This window comes from Candidatus Burkholderia verschuerenii, from assembly GCF_001189365.1.
Taxonomy (GTDB): domain Bacteria; phylum Pseudomonadota; class Gammaproteobacteria; order Burkholderiales; family Burkholderiaceae; genus Caballeronia; species Caballeronia verschuerenii.
The window spans coordinates 1-17730 of sequence record NZ_LFJJ01000113.1 but is presented as its reverse complement, the minus strand read 5'-3'; the positions used below and the strand labels follow the sequence as shown (position 1 = coordinate 17730).

The 17730-nt window shown below is 64.7% G+C and carries 14 protein-coding genes, 6 pseudogenes and 1 riboswitch; of the genes and pseudogenes, 11 read left to right on the top strand and 9 right to left on the bottom strand.

The annotated features are described in order from the left end of the window. The first annotated feature begins 198 nt into the window (after positions 1-198). Positions 199-1275, top strand: coding sequence for a Gfo/Idh/MocA family protein (locus tag BVER_RS18305; protein ID WP_232316627.1), 1077 nt, complete (start codon positions 199-201; stop codon positions 1273-1275). A 26-nt stretch (positions 1276-1301) separates the two neighbouring features. Then, positions 1302-1739, top strand: a complete 438-nt coding sequence (gene aroQ / locus BVER_RS18300; RefSeq protein ID WP_050454522.1) for a type II 3-dehydroquinate dehydratase — start codon at positions 1302-1304, stop codon at positions 1737-1739. A gap of 33 nt (positions 1740-1772) precedes the next feature. Here aroQ and BVER_RS32650 read toward each other — a convergent pair whose 3' ends face one another. Together BVER_RS32650 and BVER_RS18295 are read right to left on the bottom strand one after the other, a co-directional pair. Further along, positions 1773-1931 carry a hypothetical protein gene (locus tag BVER_RS32650; protein ID WP_198155295.1) on the bottom strand — a complete coding sequence of 53 codons (159 nt, stop codon included), beginning with the start codon at positions 1929-1931 and terminating at the stop codon, positions 1773-1775. 108 nt (positions 1932-2039) lie between these two features. Continuing rightward, positions 2040-2276: a hypothetical protein gene (locus BVER_RS18295; protein WP_050454521.1), complete on the bottom strand. Its 237-nt coding sequence runs from the start codon at positions 2274-2276 to the stop codon at positions 2040-2042. A 347-nt stretch (positions 2277-2623) separates the two neighbouring features. On the opposite strand from BVER_RS18295, the gene BVER_RS18290 reads away from it, so the two are divergent. The 5 genes and pseudogenes from BVER_RS18290 to BVER_RS18270 all read left to right on the top strand — a co-directional run bounded on the left by BVER_RS18290 (position 2624) and on the right by BVER_RS18270 (position 8658). After that, the gene (locus tag BVER_RS18290; RefSeq protein ID WP_050454520.1) at positions 2624-4015 is read left to right on the top strand and encodes an amino acid permease; all 1392 of its coding nucleotides are present in this window, start codon (positions 2624-2626) and stop codon (positions 4013-4015) included. A 16-nt stretch (positions 4016-4031) separates the two neighbouring features. Further along, positions 4032-5228 carry an amino acid aminotransferase gene (locus BVER_RS18285; RefSeq protein WP_050454519.1) on the top strand — a complete coding sequence of 399 codons (1197 nt, stop codon included), beginning with the start codon at positions 4032-4034 and terminating at the stop codon, positions 5226-5228. Between the two features lie 105 nt (positions 5229-5333). Next, positions 5334-5468 carry a hypothetical protein gene (locus BVER_RS35670; protein ID WP_332309126.1) on the top strand — a complete coding sequence of 45 codons (135 nt, stop codon included), beginning with the start codon at positions 5334-5336 and terminating at the stop codon, positions 5466-5468. Between the two features lie 184 nt (positions 5469-5652). Continuing rightward, a complete protein-coding gene (locus BVER_RS18275; protein WP_050454518.1) occupies positions 5653-5970 on the top strand; it encodes a hypothetical protein in 318 nt (105 codons plus the stop codon). Between the two features lie 94 nt (positions 5971-6064). Further along, positions 6065-8658: pseudogene (locus BVER_RS18270) on the top strand (glucose/quinate/shikimate family membrane-bound PQQ-dependent dehydrogenase). A gap of 23 nt (positions 8659-8681) precedes the next feature. Here the strand turns inward: BVER_RS18270 and BVER_RS32645 are convergent. After that, positions 8682-8819: a hypothetical protein gene (locus BVER_RS32645; protein WP_198155294.1), complete on the bottom strand. Its 138-nt coding sequence runs from the start codon at positions 8817-8819 to the stop codon at positions 8682-8684. A gap of 239 nt (positions 8820-9058) precedes the next feature. On the opposite strand from BVER_RS32645, the pseudogene BVER_RS18265 reads away from it, so the two are divergent. Continuing rightward, positions 9059-10780: pseudogene (locus BVER_RS18265) on the top strand (PQQ-binding-like beta-propeller repeat protein). A gap of 28 nt (positions 10781-10808) precedes the next feature. On the opposite strand, the gene BVER_RS34110 reads toward BVER_RS18265, so the two are convergent. Beyond that, positions 10809-10976, bottom strand: coding sequence for a hypothetical protein (locus BVER_RS34110; RefSeq protein WP_232316626.1), 168 nt, complete (start codon positions 10974-10976; stop codon positions 10809-10811). Positions 10977-11142: 166 nt separating this feature from the next. Between BVER_RS34110 and BVER_RS34105 the strand changes: the two genes are divergently transcribed. After that, entirely contained in the window at positions 11143-11280 is a 138-nt protein-coding gene (locus tag BVER_RS34105; protein ID WP_232316625.1) for a hypothetical protein, read from the top strand. On the opposite strand, the gene BVER_RS18255 is transcribed toward BVER_RS34105, so the two are convergent. Next, positions 11277-11717, bottom strand: a complete 441-nt coding sequence (locus BVER_RS18255; RefSeq protein ID WP_050454517.1) for an ester cyclase — start codon at positions 11715-11717, stop codon at positions 11277-11279. The two genes, BVER_RS34105 and BVER_RS18255, sit on opposite strands and share 4 nt — an antisense overlap. A 128-nt stretch (positions 11718-11845) precedes the next feature. Continuing rightward, positions 11846-12025: riboswitch (yybP-ykoY riboswitch) on the top strand. 13 nt (positions 12026-12038) lie between these two features. On the opposite strand from BVER_RS18255, the pseudogene mntP reads away from it, so the two are divergent. Next, a pseudogene (mntP, locus tag BVER_RS18250) lies at positions 12039-12610 on the top strand (manganese efflux pump MntP). On the opposite strand, the gene BVER_RS18245 reads toward mntP, so the two are convergent. Then, positions 12607-13023 (bottom strand): DUF6632 domain-containing protein, encoded by a 417-nt coding sequence (locus BVER_RS18245; RefSeq protein ID WP_050454516.1) that lies wholly within the window; start codon positions 13021-13023, stop codon positions 12607-12609. The pseudogene mntP and the gene BVER_RS18245 overlap by 4 nt on opposite strands. Positions 13024-13218: 195 nt before the next feature. On the opposite strand from BVER_RS18245, the pseudogene alr reads away from it, so the two are divergent. After that, a pseudogene (gene alr / locus BVER_RS18235) lies at positions 13219-14323 on the top strand (alanine racemase). Between the two features lie 12 nt (positions 14324-14335). Here the strand turns inward: alr and BVER_RS18230 are convergent. From BVER_RS18230 to BVER_RS35975, 3 genes and pseudogenes are all read right to left on the bottom strand, one after another. Then, positions 14336-15731 (bottom strand): annotated as a pseudogene (locus tag BVER_RS18230) (CoA transferase). A 51-nt stretch (positions 15732-15782) separates the two neighbouring features. After that, positions 15783-16835, bottom strand: a complete 1053-nt coding sequence (locus tag BVER_RS35980; RefSeq protein ID WP_369094835.1) for a hybrid sensor histidine kinase/response regulator — start codon at positions 16833-16835, stop codon at positions 15783-15785. An 81-nt stretch (positions 16836-16916) separates the two neighbouring features. Further along, a pseudogene (locus tag BVER_RS35975) lies at positions 16917-17536 on the bottom strand (PAS domain-containing protein); the annotation flags it as partial. Between the last annotated feature and the right edge of the window lie 194 nt (positions 17537-17730).

Here is a 17730-nt window from a genome sequence, read left to right as displayed (position 1 = left end):
GTCCAATCGTTACTTCCGTTCGCTGGGCCTGCCGTCGGTCGGTCCAGCGCCGATCAACTGATCCGAACCGCCGTGTACGGACCCGTACGCACGGTGGTGTGGGAGGGGTCGGGCCGCGAGGCCTGCCTCTATCCCGATTCCCCGGCGGCCGATTATGTTCCCCGCGCGTCATAGTAATCTGCGTCGGTTCCCCGACACATGAAGATTGCGATGACGATTCCCACGCATACCCAAAAGACCCGCATCGCCGTGGCCGGCGCGGGCTATATCGGCCAGGCGCATATGGACGTCGCGCGGCGCAGCGCGACCTGCACGCTCGCGGCAATCGTCGATCCCGCGCCTGCCGCCGTCGATATCGCGGCGAAAGCAGGCGTGCCGCTCTACCGGACGCTCGACGAACTGATCGCCAAGGATTGCCCGGACGGCATCGTGCTCGCGACGCCGAATCAGCTGCATGTCGAGCATGCGCGCGTCTGTCTCGCGGCCGGCGTGCCGATCCTGCTGGAAAAACCCATCGCGCCGACCGTCGCCGAAGCGCAAACGCTCGTCGATGAGGTCGAACGATCGGGCGCGAAGGTGCTGATCGGCCATCATCGCGCGCACAGTCCGATCATGGCGCGCGCGAAACAGGTGATCGACGAAGGCCGGCTTGGCAAGCTCGTCGCGGTGATGGGTAGCGCGGTCTTCTTCAAGCCCGAGCAGTATTACGCCGATGCGCCGTGGCGGCGCGAGCCGGGCGCCGGCCCGATTCTGCTCAATATGATCCACGAGGTCCACAATCTGCGCATGCTGTGCGGCGATATCGTCGCGGTGCAGGCGTTCGCCTCGCAGGCGACGCGCGGCTTTCCGGTGGAAGATACCGTCGCGATCAATCTGCGTTTCGCGAGCGGCGCGCTCGGCACCTTCATGCTGTCGGATACGGCAGCCTGTCCGCGCAGCTGGGAACAGACCTCGCAAGAGAACAAGGCGTATTCGACTTATCCCGACGAAGACTGCTACGTGATCGCGGGCACCTTCGGCTCGCTATCCGTGCCGACGATGCGTCTGAAGACCTACGCGAAAGCGGAAGACCGTTCGTGGTGGAAGCCGTTCGAGGAGCAGATCGTGCCGATGACGCGCGACGATCCGCTCGCGCATCAGATGGAGCATTTCGGCTGTGTGGCGCGCGGCGAGGCCGCGCCTATTGTCAGCGCGCGCGACGGGCTGCAGAATCTGCGCATCACGGAGGCCATCGTCGAGGCGGCGCACAGCGGCGGTATCGTCGAGACGGCCTGAATGCTTTCATCACTCAAGGACACATCATGGCAAAGATCCTGACGCTGCACGGCGTCAACCTCAACATGTTCGGCAAGCGCGATCCGAAGCAGTACGGCACGGCCACGCTCGCGCAGATCGACGAGCAGCTGGCGGCGCTGGGGCGCGAACTGGGTGTGGAGGTGGAGTGCTATCAGACCAACATCGAAGGCGAGATGTGCATGCGGATTCATCGCGCGTTTGAGGAGAAAGTCGATGCGATCGTGATCAACGCGGGCGCGTGGACGCACTACAGCTACGCCATTCGCGATGCGCTTGCCATTCTGAGCGCGCCGATTATCGAGGTGCACATGTCGCATGTGCACGCCCGGGAGGAATTCCGCCACAAGTCGGTGTTCGCGGAAATTGCCAAAGGCCAGATTTCCGGCTTTGGCGTGGACAGCTATCTGCTGGGACTGCGGGCCGCCGTGGCGGCCGTCAAGTAAGACGTCGAAACCTTCTTCCAATGCCGGGCGGCCTCAGATCGTCCGGCTGAACTCCTCGACCTGTCCGAGCGTCGGCTCGGCGCTGCGCACCGGCGCGGGACGCAGATCGCGTGCCGTCGCGCCACGGATGAAGAACACCGCACAAGCCGCGCAGGTGGCCCAAACGATTGCGATGATGGTCAAGTAGCTCATTTCTTCCGTCCTGTTTCTTCTCGTTGCGGCTCGCGTTCTGCGATGTGCGGGTTTTTGCAGTTTCGCGGGCGGCATTCAATTCGCCCGCGGGTTCTTCGAAACGGTTGATCAGACTGCTGAAGCGGGCATGGCAAGCAAACGGGCGATCAGGTCCTGCGCGATGGCGTTCTGCTGGTGGATCGCAGCGGTATCGTCGGCGCCGCGATCGCTTTCGGGCTGTGCGCGCAGCGTGCCGGCCAGCCGCATGATGTTGTCCGACACGGCTTGCAGCGAGCGCATCAGTTCGGCCTGAGTCTGCTCGGCGATTCGATGCGGCCTGGCGTTACCTTCCATCGTCTGAAACATGTCGAACTCCCCGTGTGTTGTGTGTATGGGATGAATTCTGCAGGCGAGTCCACCTTTTCAATCTGCCGATAAATACCTATTTCCGGCCTCAAATCGTGATCTGCCCCTTGTGTGACGATTCATGTGACGAACGAGGCCGCGTCCGGCAAGGCTCGGGCGGGCGCGAGACGGTAAAATCCCGTGTTTTCCCGAAGCGCGGACTTAATGGCGCTTCAACGCCGCGATCGGCAATTCTCCGACGAAAAAGCAACGCTTCGCGCGGCTGTCGCAAACGTTTGGCATCGACGCGCGGCATTGCCGATCAGGGTTTTCTCGCAGTTTTTCTGTAGTTCAGGCAGGCAAGGGCAATGGATTCAGGCAACACGAAAGACGCATCACACGACACGCTTCAGCGCGGACTGAAAAGCCGCCACATCCAGTTGATCGCGCTCGGCGGGGCGATCGGCACCGGACTGTTTCTCGGCGTCGCGCAGACCATCAAGCTCGCGGGGCCGTCCGTGCTGCTCGGCTACGGCTTGGCCGGGATGATGGCGTTCTTCATCATGCGGCAATTGGGCGAGATGATCGTCGACGAGCTGGTCGCCGGTTCGTTCAGCTATTTCGCCGATAAATACTGGGGCCACGCGGCCGGATTCATCTCGGGCTGGAACTACTGGGCCGTATATATCCTCGTCAGCATGGCGGAGTTGTCGGCGGTCGGCATCTACATGCAGTACTGGTGGCCGGGCCTGCCGACGTGGGTCTCCGCGCTGGCGTGCTTCGCGCTCGTCAACGCGATCAACCTGACGAGCGTGAAATCCTACGGCGAACTCGAGTTCTGGTTCGCCATCGTCAAGGTCGCGGCGATTCTCGGCATGATCGCGTTCGGCGGATGGCTGCTCGCGTCGGGCCACGCCGGGCCGCAGGCGAGCGTGACGAACCTGTGGAAGCTCGGCGGCTTTTTTCCTTACGGCGTCAACGGGCTGGTCATGTCGATGGCCGTGATCATGTTTTCGTTCGGCGGGCTGGAACTGGTCGGCATCACGGCGGCGGAAGCGCAGGATCCGACGCGCAGCATTCCGCGCGCGATCAACCAGGTCATCTATCGCATTCTGATTTTTTATATCGGCGCGCTGGGCGTGTTGTTGTCGCTTTATCCGTGGGACAAGGTCGCGAGCGGCGGCAGCCCGTTCGTGCTGATTTTCCGCGAAATGAACAGCACGCTGGTCGCCAACGTGCTCAACGTGATCGTGCTGACGGCCGCGCTGTCGGTCTACAACAGCGGCGTGTATGCGAACAGCCGCATGCTCTACGGCCTCGCGCAGCAGGGCAACGCGCCGCGCGCCTTCATGAGGGTCAACGCGCGCGGCATTCCGCTGGTCGCGCTCGGCGTGTCGGCGCTCGCCACGGCGATCTGCGTGCTGATCAACTACTTCATTCCGGGCCGCGCCTTCGAATTGCTGATGACGCTCGCGGTTTCGGCGCTGATCATCAACTGGGCGATGATCAGCATCATCCACCTCAAGTTCCGTCGCGAAAAGCGCGCACAGGGCGCGAGCACGGCGTTCCGCAGTCTCGGTTATCCGCTGACGAACTATCTGTGCCTCGCCTTCGTCGCGCTGATCGTGTGGGTCACGTATGAAACGCCGGGGCTGCGGCTGTCGGCGCTGCTGATCCCGGTCTGGCTGGCGGTGCTGGGAATCGGCTACTATCTCAAAACCCGCGCCGCCGGCGGTTCCGCCCGCGCGCATTCCCGTTGATCCTGACTTTCACATCATGTTCGAACATATCGATGCTTATCCCGGCGACCCGATTCTGTCGCTGAACGAGAATTTCCAGAAGGACCCGCGCACCAACAAGGTCAATCTGAGCATCGGCATCTACTTCGACGACGAAGGCCGTCTGCCCGTGATGCAGGCCGTGCGCGAAGCCGAAACCTCGCTGCTGAACGAACCGGGCGCGAAGCCCTATCTGCCGATGGCCGGTTTCGCGCATTACCGCGACGCCGTGCAGGCGCTGGTGTTCGGCAACGACAGCCCGGCGCGCGCCGATGGCCGTATCGCCAGCGTGCAGACGCTCGGCGGCTCGGGCGCGCTCAAGGTCGGCGCGGACTTCATCAAGCGCTATTTCCCGCAATCGAAACTGTGGGTGAGCGATCCGACGTGGGAAAACCATCGTTTCATCTTCGAGCGCGCGGGCTTCGAAGTGAACACGTATCCGTACTACGATGAAGCCACCGGCGGCCTCCTGTTCGACGCGATGCTCGACGGCATCGACAAGTTGCCGGCGAAGAGTGTCGTGCTGCTGCACGCGTGCTGCCATAACCCGACCGGCGTCGATCTCGACGAAGCGCAATGGACCAGGCTGATCGACGTGCTGCAAAAGCGCGATCTGCTGCCGTTCGTCGATATGGCGTATCAGGGCTTCGGCGCGGGACTCGACGCCGATGCCTTCGCCGTGCGCGAACTCGCGCGACGCGGCGTGCCGGCGTTCGTCGCCAATTCGTTCTCGAAGAATTTCTCGCTGTACGGCGAGCGTTGCGGCGGCCTGCACGTGATCTGCGACGACGCCGCCGAAGCCGATCGCGTGCTCGGTCAGCTGACCAGCGCGGTGCGTGCCAACTACAGCAATCCGCCGACGCACGGCGCGAAAATCGTCACCAAGGTGCTGAATACGCCGGCGCTGAAGGAATCGTGGGAGCAGGAACTGGCGTCCATGTGCCAGCGCATCGTGCGCATGCGTCAGGCGATCCACGATGGCCTGAAGGACCACGTGCGCGGCGAAATGCTGACGCGTTACGTCAAGCAGCGCGGCATGTTCACCTACACGGGACTCGTCGCCGATCAGGCCGAGCGGCTCAAGGAAGAGTTCGGCGTGTATATCCTGCGCTCGGGCCGCATGTGCGTCGCGGGTCTGAACGACAGCAACGTGCAGATCGTGGCCGACGCCATCGGTCGCGTGCTCGCGAAGTAAGTGCATCATCGCGGGACGCGTCTTGCGTCCCGCGTCATCTAGCGCCGCCATTCCTCGCCGCATGTGCTAACTTGATTAGAGCAGCACGCGCAGACGGAGGCCGCCATGTCAGTCATCGCACCGGACGAAAAAGCGGATTTTCTGGCGATTCTTTCGCGCCATCGGTTCGAAGCGAACGATTTTCTCGTGCGTGAAGCGGATCTTTCGGACATCGTGGACGATGTGTATCCGTTGCAGTGAATCGTCAGCATCGTGCGGCAATCGACGCTGAAAGAGCGTGGATATCGCGTGGGGCACGGCACACACTGGACCACGGAATTCGAGCAGGATCTGAATAAAGGCGCGTTCGGCTGACGGATGCGCGCGGCGCTTCAATCATGCCGTGCGTATCCGTTTCCACGCACTTTTCGATGCGGAGCCGTCGATGAGACCGATCGAGTTCACTGCGTTCAAGGCACATGTCGCGATGCTGCTGCGCGATCTCCCGCGCGGCACCACGGCAGATCTCACCGATGTCGCGGTCGCCTACTGGAACGGCACGCAAGTGGTCGGCGCGTATCTGCGCGATAACGGCCGCATCGACGAGGATTTCGATTTCGACGAGAACGCCTGGGGCAACTGGCGCGACGAATTCCTGCTGTGGTTCGACGCCCCGCGTTTCTCCGAACGCAGCGATCTGAAAAGCGCCATGCTGTTCGCCCGGCCGATGGCCAACGCCTACGACGGCCGCTGGCCGCGCTAGTCCCTCAAGATCCTATCGTCTGCTTAGTCTGCTCTGACGGCACGACGCTTGCTCCTTCGCACGACGCGCATTCACCGTCACGGAGGGCTCCAGCATGGCTGGCACCGGAAGACTTCACCGGCTCACATTCTTCACAGCCATCGTGTTCATCGTGCTCGGCGCGGTGCTCGCGGCGGGCGGCGCGTATCTCGTCGCGCTGAAAGGATCGTGGTACTACGTGATCGCGGGCGCGGTCATCGTGCTGTCGGGATTGCTGCTGCTGATCCGCCGTCGTTCCGCGCTGCTGCTGTTCGCGCTGATGCTGTTCGCGCTGATGCTGTTCGGCACCACCGTCTGGTCCGTCTTCGAAGTCAAGTTCGATTTTTGGCAACTGCTGCCGCGCCTGTGGATCTGGGTGTTGCTCGGCGTGTGGCTGCTGATTCCGTGGGTGCATCGCGGCGCGCTGTTCGGGCCGCCGAAGACCGCGCGGGCGGCGCGCGTGCCGCCGGCATCGGCGATCGTGCTGGCGGTGCTGCTGGGCGTCGGTACGTACTTCACGAATCCGCACGACGTGCCGGGCCGTATCGACGTGGATGTCGCCGCCGATCCGAACCAGCCCGATATCAACGCGGGCAACGGCCGCAAGCCGGGCGACTGGATCGACTACGGCGGCTCGCCGCTCGCGCAGCGCTACGTGCCGCTCACGCAGATCACGCCCGACAACGCGAACCGGTTGAAAGTGGCGTGGACTTTCCAGACCGGCGACAAGCCGGGCCCCGACGATCCGATCGAAACCACCGACGAGAACACGCCGCTGAAAGTCGGCGACACGATCTTCCTGTGCACGCCGCATAGCAAGGTGATCGCGCTGGATGCGGCCAGCGGCCGAGAAAAATGGCGCTACGATCCGCAGATTCAGAGCGCGATCGGCTTCAAGCATTGGGAGCATATGACGTGTCGCGGCGTCGCCTATTACGATCCGGCGATGCATGCGGGCGCGGAGACGCCGGTTGCGGCGTCGGATACCGCAGCGGCCTCCGATACCGCAGCCGCGGCCAGCGAGCCTGCGGCGGCGTCAGGCGCGTCGCCCGCGTCCGACGCATCGGCCGTATCAGCCGCGTCCGATGCGTCTAGCGTCCCCGCGCTCGACACCGAACCCAAAGGCCCATCGCCGACGCCCGCGCAAACCACCGCCGCCGCCGAATGCCCGCGCCGCCTGTTCCTGCCGACCGCCGATGCCCGTCTGATCGCGCTGAACGCCGATACCGGCAAGCCGTGCCCGAGCTTCGGCCGCGACGGCGCGATCGATTTGCGCGCGAACGTCGGCCCGTTCACGCCGGGCGGCTATTACTCGACTTCGCCGCCGGCCGTCGCCGGCAATCTCGTGATCGTGGGCGGTCACGTCACGGATAACGAATCGAACAACGAGCCGTCCGGCGTGATTCGCGCGTTCGACGTCAACGACGGCAAGCTCGTCTGGAACTGGGATCCGGGCAATCCGGACCACACGGAACCGATCGCGGCGGGCGGCACCTATGTGCGCAATTCGCCGAATATGTGGTCGATGTTCAGCGTCGACGAAAAGCGCGGCCTTATTTATCTGCCGATGGGCAATCAGACGCCCGATCAATGGGGCGGACAGCGCACGCCGCAGGCCGAGCGCTTCGGCGCGGGCGTCGTCGCGCTCGACGTCTCGACGTGATGACGGGCAAGCTGCGCTGGAATTACCAGTTCACGCACCATGATCTGTGGGACATGGACGTCGGCGGCCAGCCCACGCTGATCGATCTGCAGACGGCGACGGGCACGCAACCGGCGCTGGTCGCATCGACGAAGCAGGGCAGCATCTACGTGCTGAATCGCGAAACCGGCAAGCCGATCTTTCCGATCGACGAAGTGGCCGTGCCGCAAGGCGCGGCGAAGGGCGATCACACCGCGCCGACGCAGGCCGTTTCCGCGCTCAACTTCAATCCGCCGCATGTGAAGGAAGCGGACATGTGGGGCACGACGCCGTTCGATCAACTCATGTGCCGCATCAAGTTCAAGAGCCTGCGCTACGACGGGCCGTTCACGCCGCCGTCGGAGCAAGGCACGCTCGTGTTTCCGGGCAATTTCGGCGTGTTCGACTGGGGCGGAATTTCGGTCGATCCGGTGCGGCAGATTCTGATCGCGAATCCGGATTACATGGCGTTCACGTCGAAGCTGATTCCGCGCGAAAAGCTCTCGGCGGACGCGACGAGCACGAGCGAGACGAGCGGCATCAAGCAGGCGCGCGGCACGCCGTTCGCCTATGAAATCAGCGCGTTTCTGTCGCCGCTGGGAATTCCGTGTCAGGCGCCGCCGTGGGGTTATATGGCGGGCGTCGATCTGCGCACAGGCAAGATCGCGTGGATGCACAAGAACGGCACGATCCGCGACAGCGCGCCGTTACCGATTCCGATGCCGCTCGGCGTGCCCAGTCTGGGCGGCACGATCGTGACGGCGGGCGGCGTGGCGTTCCTGACCGGCTCGCTCGATCAATACGTGCGCGCCTACGACGTGCGCGACGGCCGCAAGCTGTGGGAAGCGCGTCTGCCGGCAGGCGGCCAGTCCACGCCGATGAGTTATGCCGACGCGAGCGGCAAGCAGTACATCCTCGTGACGGCGGGCGGCCACGGTTCGCTGGGAACCAAGGCGGGGGATTACGTGATCGCCTACACGTTGCAGTAGGCGAGATAGGAGCGGAGGCCGATTCAGACCGAGCGGCGATACGCTTTGGCCATCAGCGCGCTGACTTCGGCACGCGTTTTGAGCGCGTTGCCGATGACGGCGAACAGCTTGTCGAACAGGATGGTGAAGAGCGGGCTGCTGGTGGCGGCGATGATTCCCATGACGAATTTCCTTAATCGAGTCAGATGACTAGGTTAACTACCTAGGTAATAACCCTATAGTAGCACGCGATGATGCGTTGCAATAAAAAGAAGCGCGAGGGATGTCTCGAAAATGGGAATAGGCGCATCCGTCGATCCGTTACGATAACGTCGCCGATGCATTCTCGCGGGCATTTCGATTGCTGCCCGATGCATCATCAACGTGAAGCCTGCTCCGCCGGCCGGTCGAGGGGATTGCCATGAAACTGGGTCTGTCTGGAAAGGTCGTCACGCTGATTCTCGCCGTCGCGGCGGTCACCGCCGCTGTTTCCGGCGGATGCGGCGGCGGAGGATCGAATTCGCCCAGCGCCGCGTCGACGGGAACGACCGCGCCTGCTTCGGCGGCTTCGGGTGCATCCGCTGCGTCGAGTGCTTCGGGCGCAAGCGCGCCCGCGACCACAACCACAACGGCGAATCCGATGGACGTCGCCACTTATCACAACGACATCGCGCGGACCGGGCAGCAGCTCGCGGAAACCGTGCTGACGCCCGCCAATGTCACATCCGCCGGCTTCGGCAAACTCGCGACCTTTCCCGTCGATGGCGCGGTGGACGCCGAACCGCTGTTTCTCGCCGGCCTGCCGATCGCGGGCGGCACGCATAACGTGCTGTATGTCGCAACCGAAAACGCCAGCGTCTACGCGCTCGATGCCGATTCCGGCGCGACGCTCTGGAAAGCTTCTACGCTCGGCAGCGGCGAGTTGCCCAGCGACGATCACGGTTGCTTCCAGATATCGCCGAAGATCGGCGTCACGGCGACGCCGGTCACCGACCGGGGACGCGGCCCGCACGGCGCGATGTACGTCGTCGGCATGTCGAAGGATGCGTCGGGCGGCTATCACCAGCGCATCCACGCGCTCGACCTCGCGACCGGCGCGGAACTGTTCGGCGGGCCGACGGAAATCACCGCGAGTTATCCCGGCACCGGCGCGGGTAGCCAGAACGGCACCGTGGTGTTCGATCCCGCCAAATACGCGGAACGCGCGTCGCTGCTGTTGCTGAACGGCGTCGTCTACACGGCCTGGACTTCGCATTGCGACGTGATGCCCTACACCGGCTGGGTGATCGGCTATAACGCCGACACGCTGAAACAGGCCAATGTGCTGAACGTCACGCCGAACGGCCAGATGGGCGCGATCTGGATGAGCGGCGCGGGCCTCGCGTCCGACGGCACGTCGATCTATTTCCTCGATGCCAACGGCACCTTCGATGCGACGCTCGACGGCAACGGCATGCCGGTCCACGGCGACTTCGGCAACGGCTTCCTGAAACTCGGCGCGACGCCTACGCTCGCCGTCACCGATTACTTCGAGCCGTCGAACACGGTGCAGGAATCGAATATCGACGAAGACCTGGGTTCGGGCGGCGCGATGGTGCTCCGATCTGACCGATGCGAGCGGCACCGTGCGCCATTTCGCGCTCGGCGCGGGCAAGGACTCGATCATCTACGTCGTCAATCGCGATTCGATGGGCAAGTTCGATTCGAACGCGGATCACGCATATCAGAAGGTCGTCGGGCAAATCACCGGACCGATGTTCGCCGCGCCCGCGTACTTCAACGGCGCGGTCTATTTCGGCTCGATCGGCGACAACATCAAGGCCTTCACGATCACCAACGCGGCGTTGTCCGCGACGCCCGCCAGCAAGACCGCGAACAGCTTCGGCGCGCCGGGCGCGACGCCGAGCGTCTCGGCGAGCGGGGCATCGAACGGGATTTTATGGGCGGCCGAAAACGGCGATATCGCGGTGCTGCACGCGTACGACGCGGGCAATCTGGCGCGCGAGCTCTACAACAGCAATCAGGCGGGCAGCCGCGACCAGTTCGGCCAGGGCACAAGTTCATCACGCCGATGATCGCCAACGGGAAGGTTTATGTCGGCACGAAAACCGGCGTCGGCGTGTTCGGTTTGCTGAGTCACTAACACGACACCGCAACACGCGTCAGTTGCGTTATATTCGAACGTATACATCGAGCGTTGTCGAACCACCATGCTGACGCAATCCGAATCCCCGCCCGCGGCCGATTACGCCGCGACCATCATCACCGTGCGAGCCGCGCGGGACGACGCGCGCGCCGAGTCGATCCGCGATCTCGTCGATGCGCATCGCCGTCTGCATGGCAGCGTCCGGCGCTTTCTGACGCGTTTCGGCGATGCGACGCCCAGCGCGGCATCCCTCGATGCGCTCGCGGACAAGCTGGAATCGCGGGCGCGCGCGGCCAAGTTTCCGCGCATGACGGAACTACGCGCGACGCTCGACGCCGTACGCGCGGCGGCCCGCGAGCGTGAACGGCTCTTTTCCGATTCCTTCGGCAACGGACGCGCCCGCGCTGCGCGACGCGGCGCGCGCGTTGGAAAGGCTGGATGCGCGGCTGGTCGCGCTATGCGTCGAACAGGTGCTTCACGAGGCAGCGCAACGCTAAGGCTGCCTCAAAACGCGCGGCGCTTCGCCCAGCTGACGGAACACGCTCAGCCAATCTTCCAGATGCCAGGTTTTGGCGATGCGGCCATCGCGCAATTCGTGAAACGAGTGGATCGCGAACCGGATCGGCTTGCTTGTCGCGGCGATGCCCATCAGCGGCCCGGACTGCGTGCCGCTCACTTCCGCCCGAACGCCCACGCGATTGCCCTGCACCAGCGTGTCGAGAATCTCGATATGCATGTCGGGCAGCGCCGTCGCGAGGTCGGCGAAGACTGGGATCATCTGATCGGGGCCGGGCTTTTGGCCGGGCGGCTCGGGAAGGTAGGCCCAATCGGGCGTGACGGCTTCGCGCAGCAGCGCGACATCCTGAGTTTCGAACGCGTGATAGATGCGTGCGATGGCCTCGCGCGCGGCTTGATGAGCGGAATCGGCCTGCATGATGCCTCCATCGTATAGTGGAGAAAATCGCGGCGTTAAGCGTCTATTGCGTGCTATACGCTGGCACTTTACCGGAATTCGCGGAAATTTCACGGGCGCACCGAATTGATCGTGATAAGCTTCGAGTTCTTCGCTGGGGAGTAGCCGGCTTTCCGCAATCGGAAAGCGCCCATGTCAACACACTCGATCGTCCGATCGTGGCATGGGCAGCCGTCGCAGTTGTTGACGCGGGTTGGCAAGACCATCGACAGAGTGCGCTTGAAGGTCGGGGGCGCGGTCTGTCGCATCTTCTTGCCCGACCGAAACGCCAATAAAAACGCGATGAACCTCGCCTCCACCATTTTCCTCGCCTTCGCCATGTCCACCGATGCCTTCGCGGCCGCCGTCGGCAAGGGCGCGACCTTGCACAAGCCGCGTATCCGCGAAGCGCTCAAGACGGGTCTGATCTTCGGCGTCATCGAAGCCATTACGCCGCTGGTCGGCTGGGCGCTCGGCCGCGCCGCCGCGCACAATACGTGACGGCGTGGGATCACTGGATCGCGTTCGGCCTGTTGTTCGTGCTCGGCGCGCGCATGATCCGCGAAGGCTTCAGCCAGGCGGATCACGAAGAGGAAAAGCCGAACTCGCACTCATTCCTGGTGCTCGCGGTGACGGGCTTCGCCACCAGCATCGACGCGATGGCGGTCGGCGCGGGTCTCGCCTTTATCGATGTCGATATCTTCTCGACGGCCGCGACCATCGGCTTCGCGACGATGCTGATGGTGACCGTCGGCGTGATGGTCGGGCGGCTGGTCGGCGCGACCATTGGCAAGCGCGCGGAGATCGTCGGCGGGCTGATTCTGATCGGCGTCGGCAGCGTGATTCTGGCCGAACACCTAGGCTATCTGAACTAAGCCGCCGCGCCAGTCCGGGCGCGCGTCTGCTCGCCGCGCGGCGTGAAGTACGCCAGCGCCGCCGCGACGATAAACAGCGCAGGCACGTCGCCGTACAGATGCCCCACATGGCGCGCGCCGTCCATCTCGACACCGAACGACTGCACGGCCATGATCGCGCCGTGCACGATGCTCGACCACACCGTGAACCAGATCAGGCTCAGATGCCGCATCGGATCGCGCGATGCCCGCAGCAAAAACACGCCGAGCGTCGCGTAGACGCCGACGATCATCAGCGGATAGTCGGAGTGGCCGCTGTGCCAGGCCCAGCCCGACGGCCAAAGGATCATCAGCGGCCAGATCGCGAATAGCGCGATCAGACCGACGACGATCAGCACGATGCGCAAGCCTGCGAGTCGCTGAGTGTCGTTCATGGCGGTCTCCCGAATGAAGCGATGCGGTCGTTCACTATACAGCGCATCCGCGCGGCATGGTTCGAATAGTCGTTACGCCCAAAAAGCGCGATAAATATAATAACAACGACTGCCTGAGCGTCGATACGATTGCGCAATCCACTGCAATCTTCGACAAACACGCTTGAATCGCGCTGCTGCTGCTCAGGAGCCGCCATGCCACGTCCGATTTCCGCTCGCATTCACCTCGATGCGGTGCGCCACAACCTCGATTTCGTCCGGCGCACCGCGAGCGCCTCGCGCGTCTGGGCGGTCGTAAAGGCCAATGCTTACGGCCACGGCATCGAGCGGATTTTTCCGGCGCTCGCGGCGGCGGACGGCATCGCGCTGCTCGATCTCGACGAAGCCGTGCGCGTGCGCGAACTCGGCTGGACCGGCCCGATCCTGCTGCTCGAAGGCATTTTCGACGCGCGCGATGTGGCGACGGCCGATCATCATCGGCTGACGGTGACCGTGCATTGCGACGCGCCACTCGATCTGCTCGCGTCCGCCGCACCGCGCGCCGATCGATATCGAACTGAAGATGAACTCGGGCATGAACCGCCTCGGTTTCCGTCCCGACGATTACGCGCGTGCTTGGCAGCGGGCGTCGCAGTTGAAGGCGGTCGGGCGCATCGGACTGATGACGCATTTCGCCAATGCCGACGACGGCGCGATCGACTGGCAAATCGACGAATTCGATGCCGCGACGAAGGATCTGCCCGGCACGCGCTCGCTGTCGAACTCGGCGGCGGTGTTGTGGCATCCGCGCGCGCATCGCGACTGGGTCCGTCCCGGCACGATCCTCTACGGCGCGTCGCCGACGGGCAGCGCGCGGCATATCGCGGGCGCGCCGCTCGCCGCCGCGATGACGCTGGAAAGCCGCATCATCGGCGTGCAGACGCTGGCGGCGGGCGAGACCATCGGCTACGGCCGCACGTTCGCCGCGGATCGCGCGATGCGTATCGGCGTGGTCGCGTGCGGTTACGCGGACGGTTATCCGCGTCACGCGCCCGCCGGTACGCCCGTCGTCGTGGATGGCGTGCGTACGCGGATCGTCGGCCGCGTGTCGATGGACATGCTCACCGTCGATCTCACGCCGTGCCCGGCGGCGGGCATCGGCGCGCCGGTGGAACTGTGGGGCCCGCGCGTGCGGGTCGACGAAGTGGCGGAACCGTCGGGCACCATCGGCTATGAATTGATGTGCGCGCTGGCGCGGCGCGTGCCGGTATCGGTCGATGCGCTCAGCGAGACGCGTGTGGTCGAAGCCGAAGCGGGGTGATCGAGCCGCCCTTTACCACCGCGCCTCCGACGTCCCCGGCGGCACCGAAGGCCGCGCGTAACCCGCCGGCGTGCGCGCCAGCCGCGCGCTCGGCGTGACCGCCTTCAACGCGCCGAAGCCCGATTCCACCGTTTCCAGATAAGGCGCGAAATCCGGCTTCGCGGCATGCACGCCGTCCGCGATGCGTCCGAGTCCGCGCAGCCAATGCCCGGTCTGCGCGAGCGACACCTGCACGTGCCAGCTTCCGCCTTCGGTCTGCTGCTTCCACAGCGCCGCCGATACGCCGAACGCCATCAGAAAGCCGCTCGCCATGTCGAGCATCTGCATCTGCATCTGCATCTGCAGCGGATGCGGCTTGTCCTCGCGGAAGGCGCGCGCTTCGGCATCGTTGAAACCCATCGCGGTCTGTACCAGCGAATCGAAGCCGCGACGCCGCGCCCACGGACCTTGCGTGCCATAAGCCGTCAACGACGCGTACACGATGCCCGGCCGCCGCTTCGCTACTTCGTCGGGCCCGAAGCTGAGCGCCGCGAGCCCGCCCGGCCGATAACCCTGCGAGAACACATGCGCGTCGTCGATCAGACGCTCGAGCGTCGCGCGTCCGTCGCCGGTCAGCAGATCGAGATGGGCCGAACGCTTGCCGCGGCTCGTATCGGCGATGGCGGGAATGTTCGGCAGATTCGGCGAGTTCACCAGCATCACGTCCGCGCCGAAAGCGGCCAGCGCGCGCGCCGACCGGCCCCGCGAGAATGCGCGTGAAGTCGAGCACGCGCACGCCGTCGAGCGGACGGGCATCGGCGGACAAGGGCGGCAGCGCAAGCGGCGCGGCATCGCCGATGCGCGTGATGGTCATCAGCGGCTGGGCGGCAATCGCCTGCGCTTGCGGCGTGGCGTCCCATTGCTCGAAGCCGCGCAGCATCGTGACGACCAGACCGCGTTCGGCGCAGGCGTTTTCGTAATCGGCGGCGCGCCAGTCGAGCAGCGCGCGTTCGGCTTCGGCGCGCGTGGCCGTGCGCGGATCGAGTCCGAGCACGCGCAGCGCGCCATCCTGATGATGTTGGAAGTTCGCGTGGATCCGCACCCAGCCGTCCGCGCAGCGATACAAGCCGGAGAACGCGCCCCAGGTTTCGGGCTCCTGGCCGTCGACGGTGAACCAGTTGGTGCATTCGATGGCGGCGTGCGTCATGTCGACCGACACATCCTGCCGATCGACGCCGCGCGCGTGCGCGACCTCGCACGCGGCCAGCGCCGCCGCGCCGATGGTCGATTGCGCCGCCACGCCGATCGCGAAGGTCGACGGAAACACCGGGTCGCGTCCCGGCAGATCGATGCGGGACAGTGCATCGGACGGAAAGGCGGCGAGACGCCAGAGATCGGCGAGGGTATCGCGGGAAGAGGCTGAGGTCATGGTCGATGCGCGCGTGAGTGGGAGGAACGCCTGCATCGACTCATTCTAAGTCTAGCCGTCCCTGCGCGCCGCGCGGGTGCGCGCCATGTCTTCGTTGGAGCCGAGACCCGTCATCGCCGCGACCACGATGCGCTTGTTGCCGTCCTCGCCGCGCGCGCTTTGCCGTTCGCGCAGATGGCGGATCACGTCGAAGCCCGTCATGCCCGGCATCGACAGATCGAGCAGCACGACTTGCGGATGCACCTGATCGAAACGCATCAGCGCGTCCGGCCCGTCGTAGGCGGGCGATGCCTTGTGGCCCAGCATGTCGAGCACGAGCGTCATGCTGTCGGCGGAATCGCGGTTGTCGTCGACGACCAGCACGTCGAGCATGTCGGTCGAGACATGACTCGGCGCGGACGGCACGACGGCGCCCGCTTCCGGCGGCTGCGCGAGCGGCAGCCACAAGCTGAATACGCTGCCTCGGCCGGTTCTGCCGCTTTTCGCTTCGACATGTCCGCCGTGCAGTTCGGCGATGGCCCGCACCAGCGTGAGCCCGATGCCGAGCCCGCCTTCATCCTGATGCGCGCCCGGCGGATGCTCCTGCACGAACAGATCGAACACGATGGCCAGCGCTTCCGGCGAAATGTCGCGTCCCTGATCGGTGACGCGGACCATCACCGAGCCGCCGCGCGGACCGACTTCGAGCGTGATGGTGGAGGCGGGCGGGCTGAACTTCGACGCGTTGTTGAGCAGATTGTTGAGCGCCTGCACGAGTCGCGTGGAATCGCCGTTGACGAACAGACGCTGCCCGCTGTCCTGCACGACGATGCGCTGGCCGCGATCGTCGAACAGCGGCTGGCTCGCCTCGATGCTCAATTGCACGACATCGGCGATATCGACGATCTCGGTCGTCAGGCGAATCTTGCCGGAACTGACGCGGCCCGCTTCGAGCAGATCGTCGACGAGCTTGGTCAGATGCGCGAGTTGCCGGTCGACGATCTGTCGGCTGCGCACGACGTCGGCATCGTCCGACGCCTTCAGCTTGAGGATGCTCACCGCGTTGCGGATCGGCGCGAGCGGATTGCGCAACTCGTGGCCCAGCAGCGCGAGAAACTCGTTCATGCGCCGGCTCGACGCTTCCAGTTCCTCCAGACGGCGGCGCGCGGTCATGTCGCGCGTGATCATCACGTAGCCGTGCTCGCGGCCGCCGTTCTTCGGCAGCGCGCTCAGAATGACATGCGCGCGGAATTCGGAGCCGTCTTTTCGCACGCGCCAGTCTTCATGCTCGACGCGGCCGCGTTCGGTGGCCGCGCGCAGGTCGTCGCTCGGGCGGTCGCGGCCGAGTTCGTCGGTGGTGTAGAAGAGCGCGAAATGCCGGCCGATCGCTTCGTCCGACGAATGGCCGTACAGCGCGTGCGCGCCGTCGTTCCACGAACGCACGATGCCGTCGTGATCGAGCATGCAGATGGCGTAGTCGCTCACCGATTTGATCAGTAGACGCAGGCGCTCGTCCGCTTCGGTCGCGCGGCGGCGATCGGTAATGTCGTGCACGAAGCAGGCGAATTGCCGCTGCCTGTCGAACCACACTTCGCTGATCGACAACTCGGCGGCGAATTCGCTGCCGTCGCGGCGGATCGCCGGCAACTCGACGCGCCGGTTGATGATGCGCGCCTCGCCCGTCGACAGATAGCGGATCAGCCCCGCGCGATGCGCTCGGGCACGATGATCTGCGCGAGTTCGAGATTGAGCACTTCGGCGGCGCGCCAGCCGAACAGATGCACGGCGGCTTCGTTCCAGTCGACGATCAGGCCGGCTTCGTCCATCGACACGAACGCGACGTGCGCGTTGTCGAGCACGGTGCGGCGGCGGCGCAGCGCATCGGCGATGCTTCTTTTGTGCGCCCAGCATGGGCGCACTCTTGCGGGTGCAAGTCGCGCGGCAAGTTGACCACAGCGAGCGAAGTGAAGCGCAACTGCGGAAGGGCGACCGACCGTGGGGAGGAAGCGTGGAGCGAAAC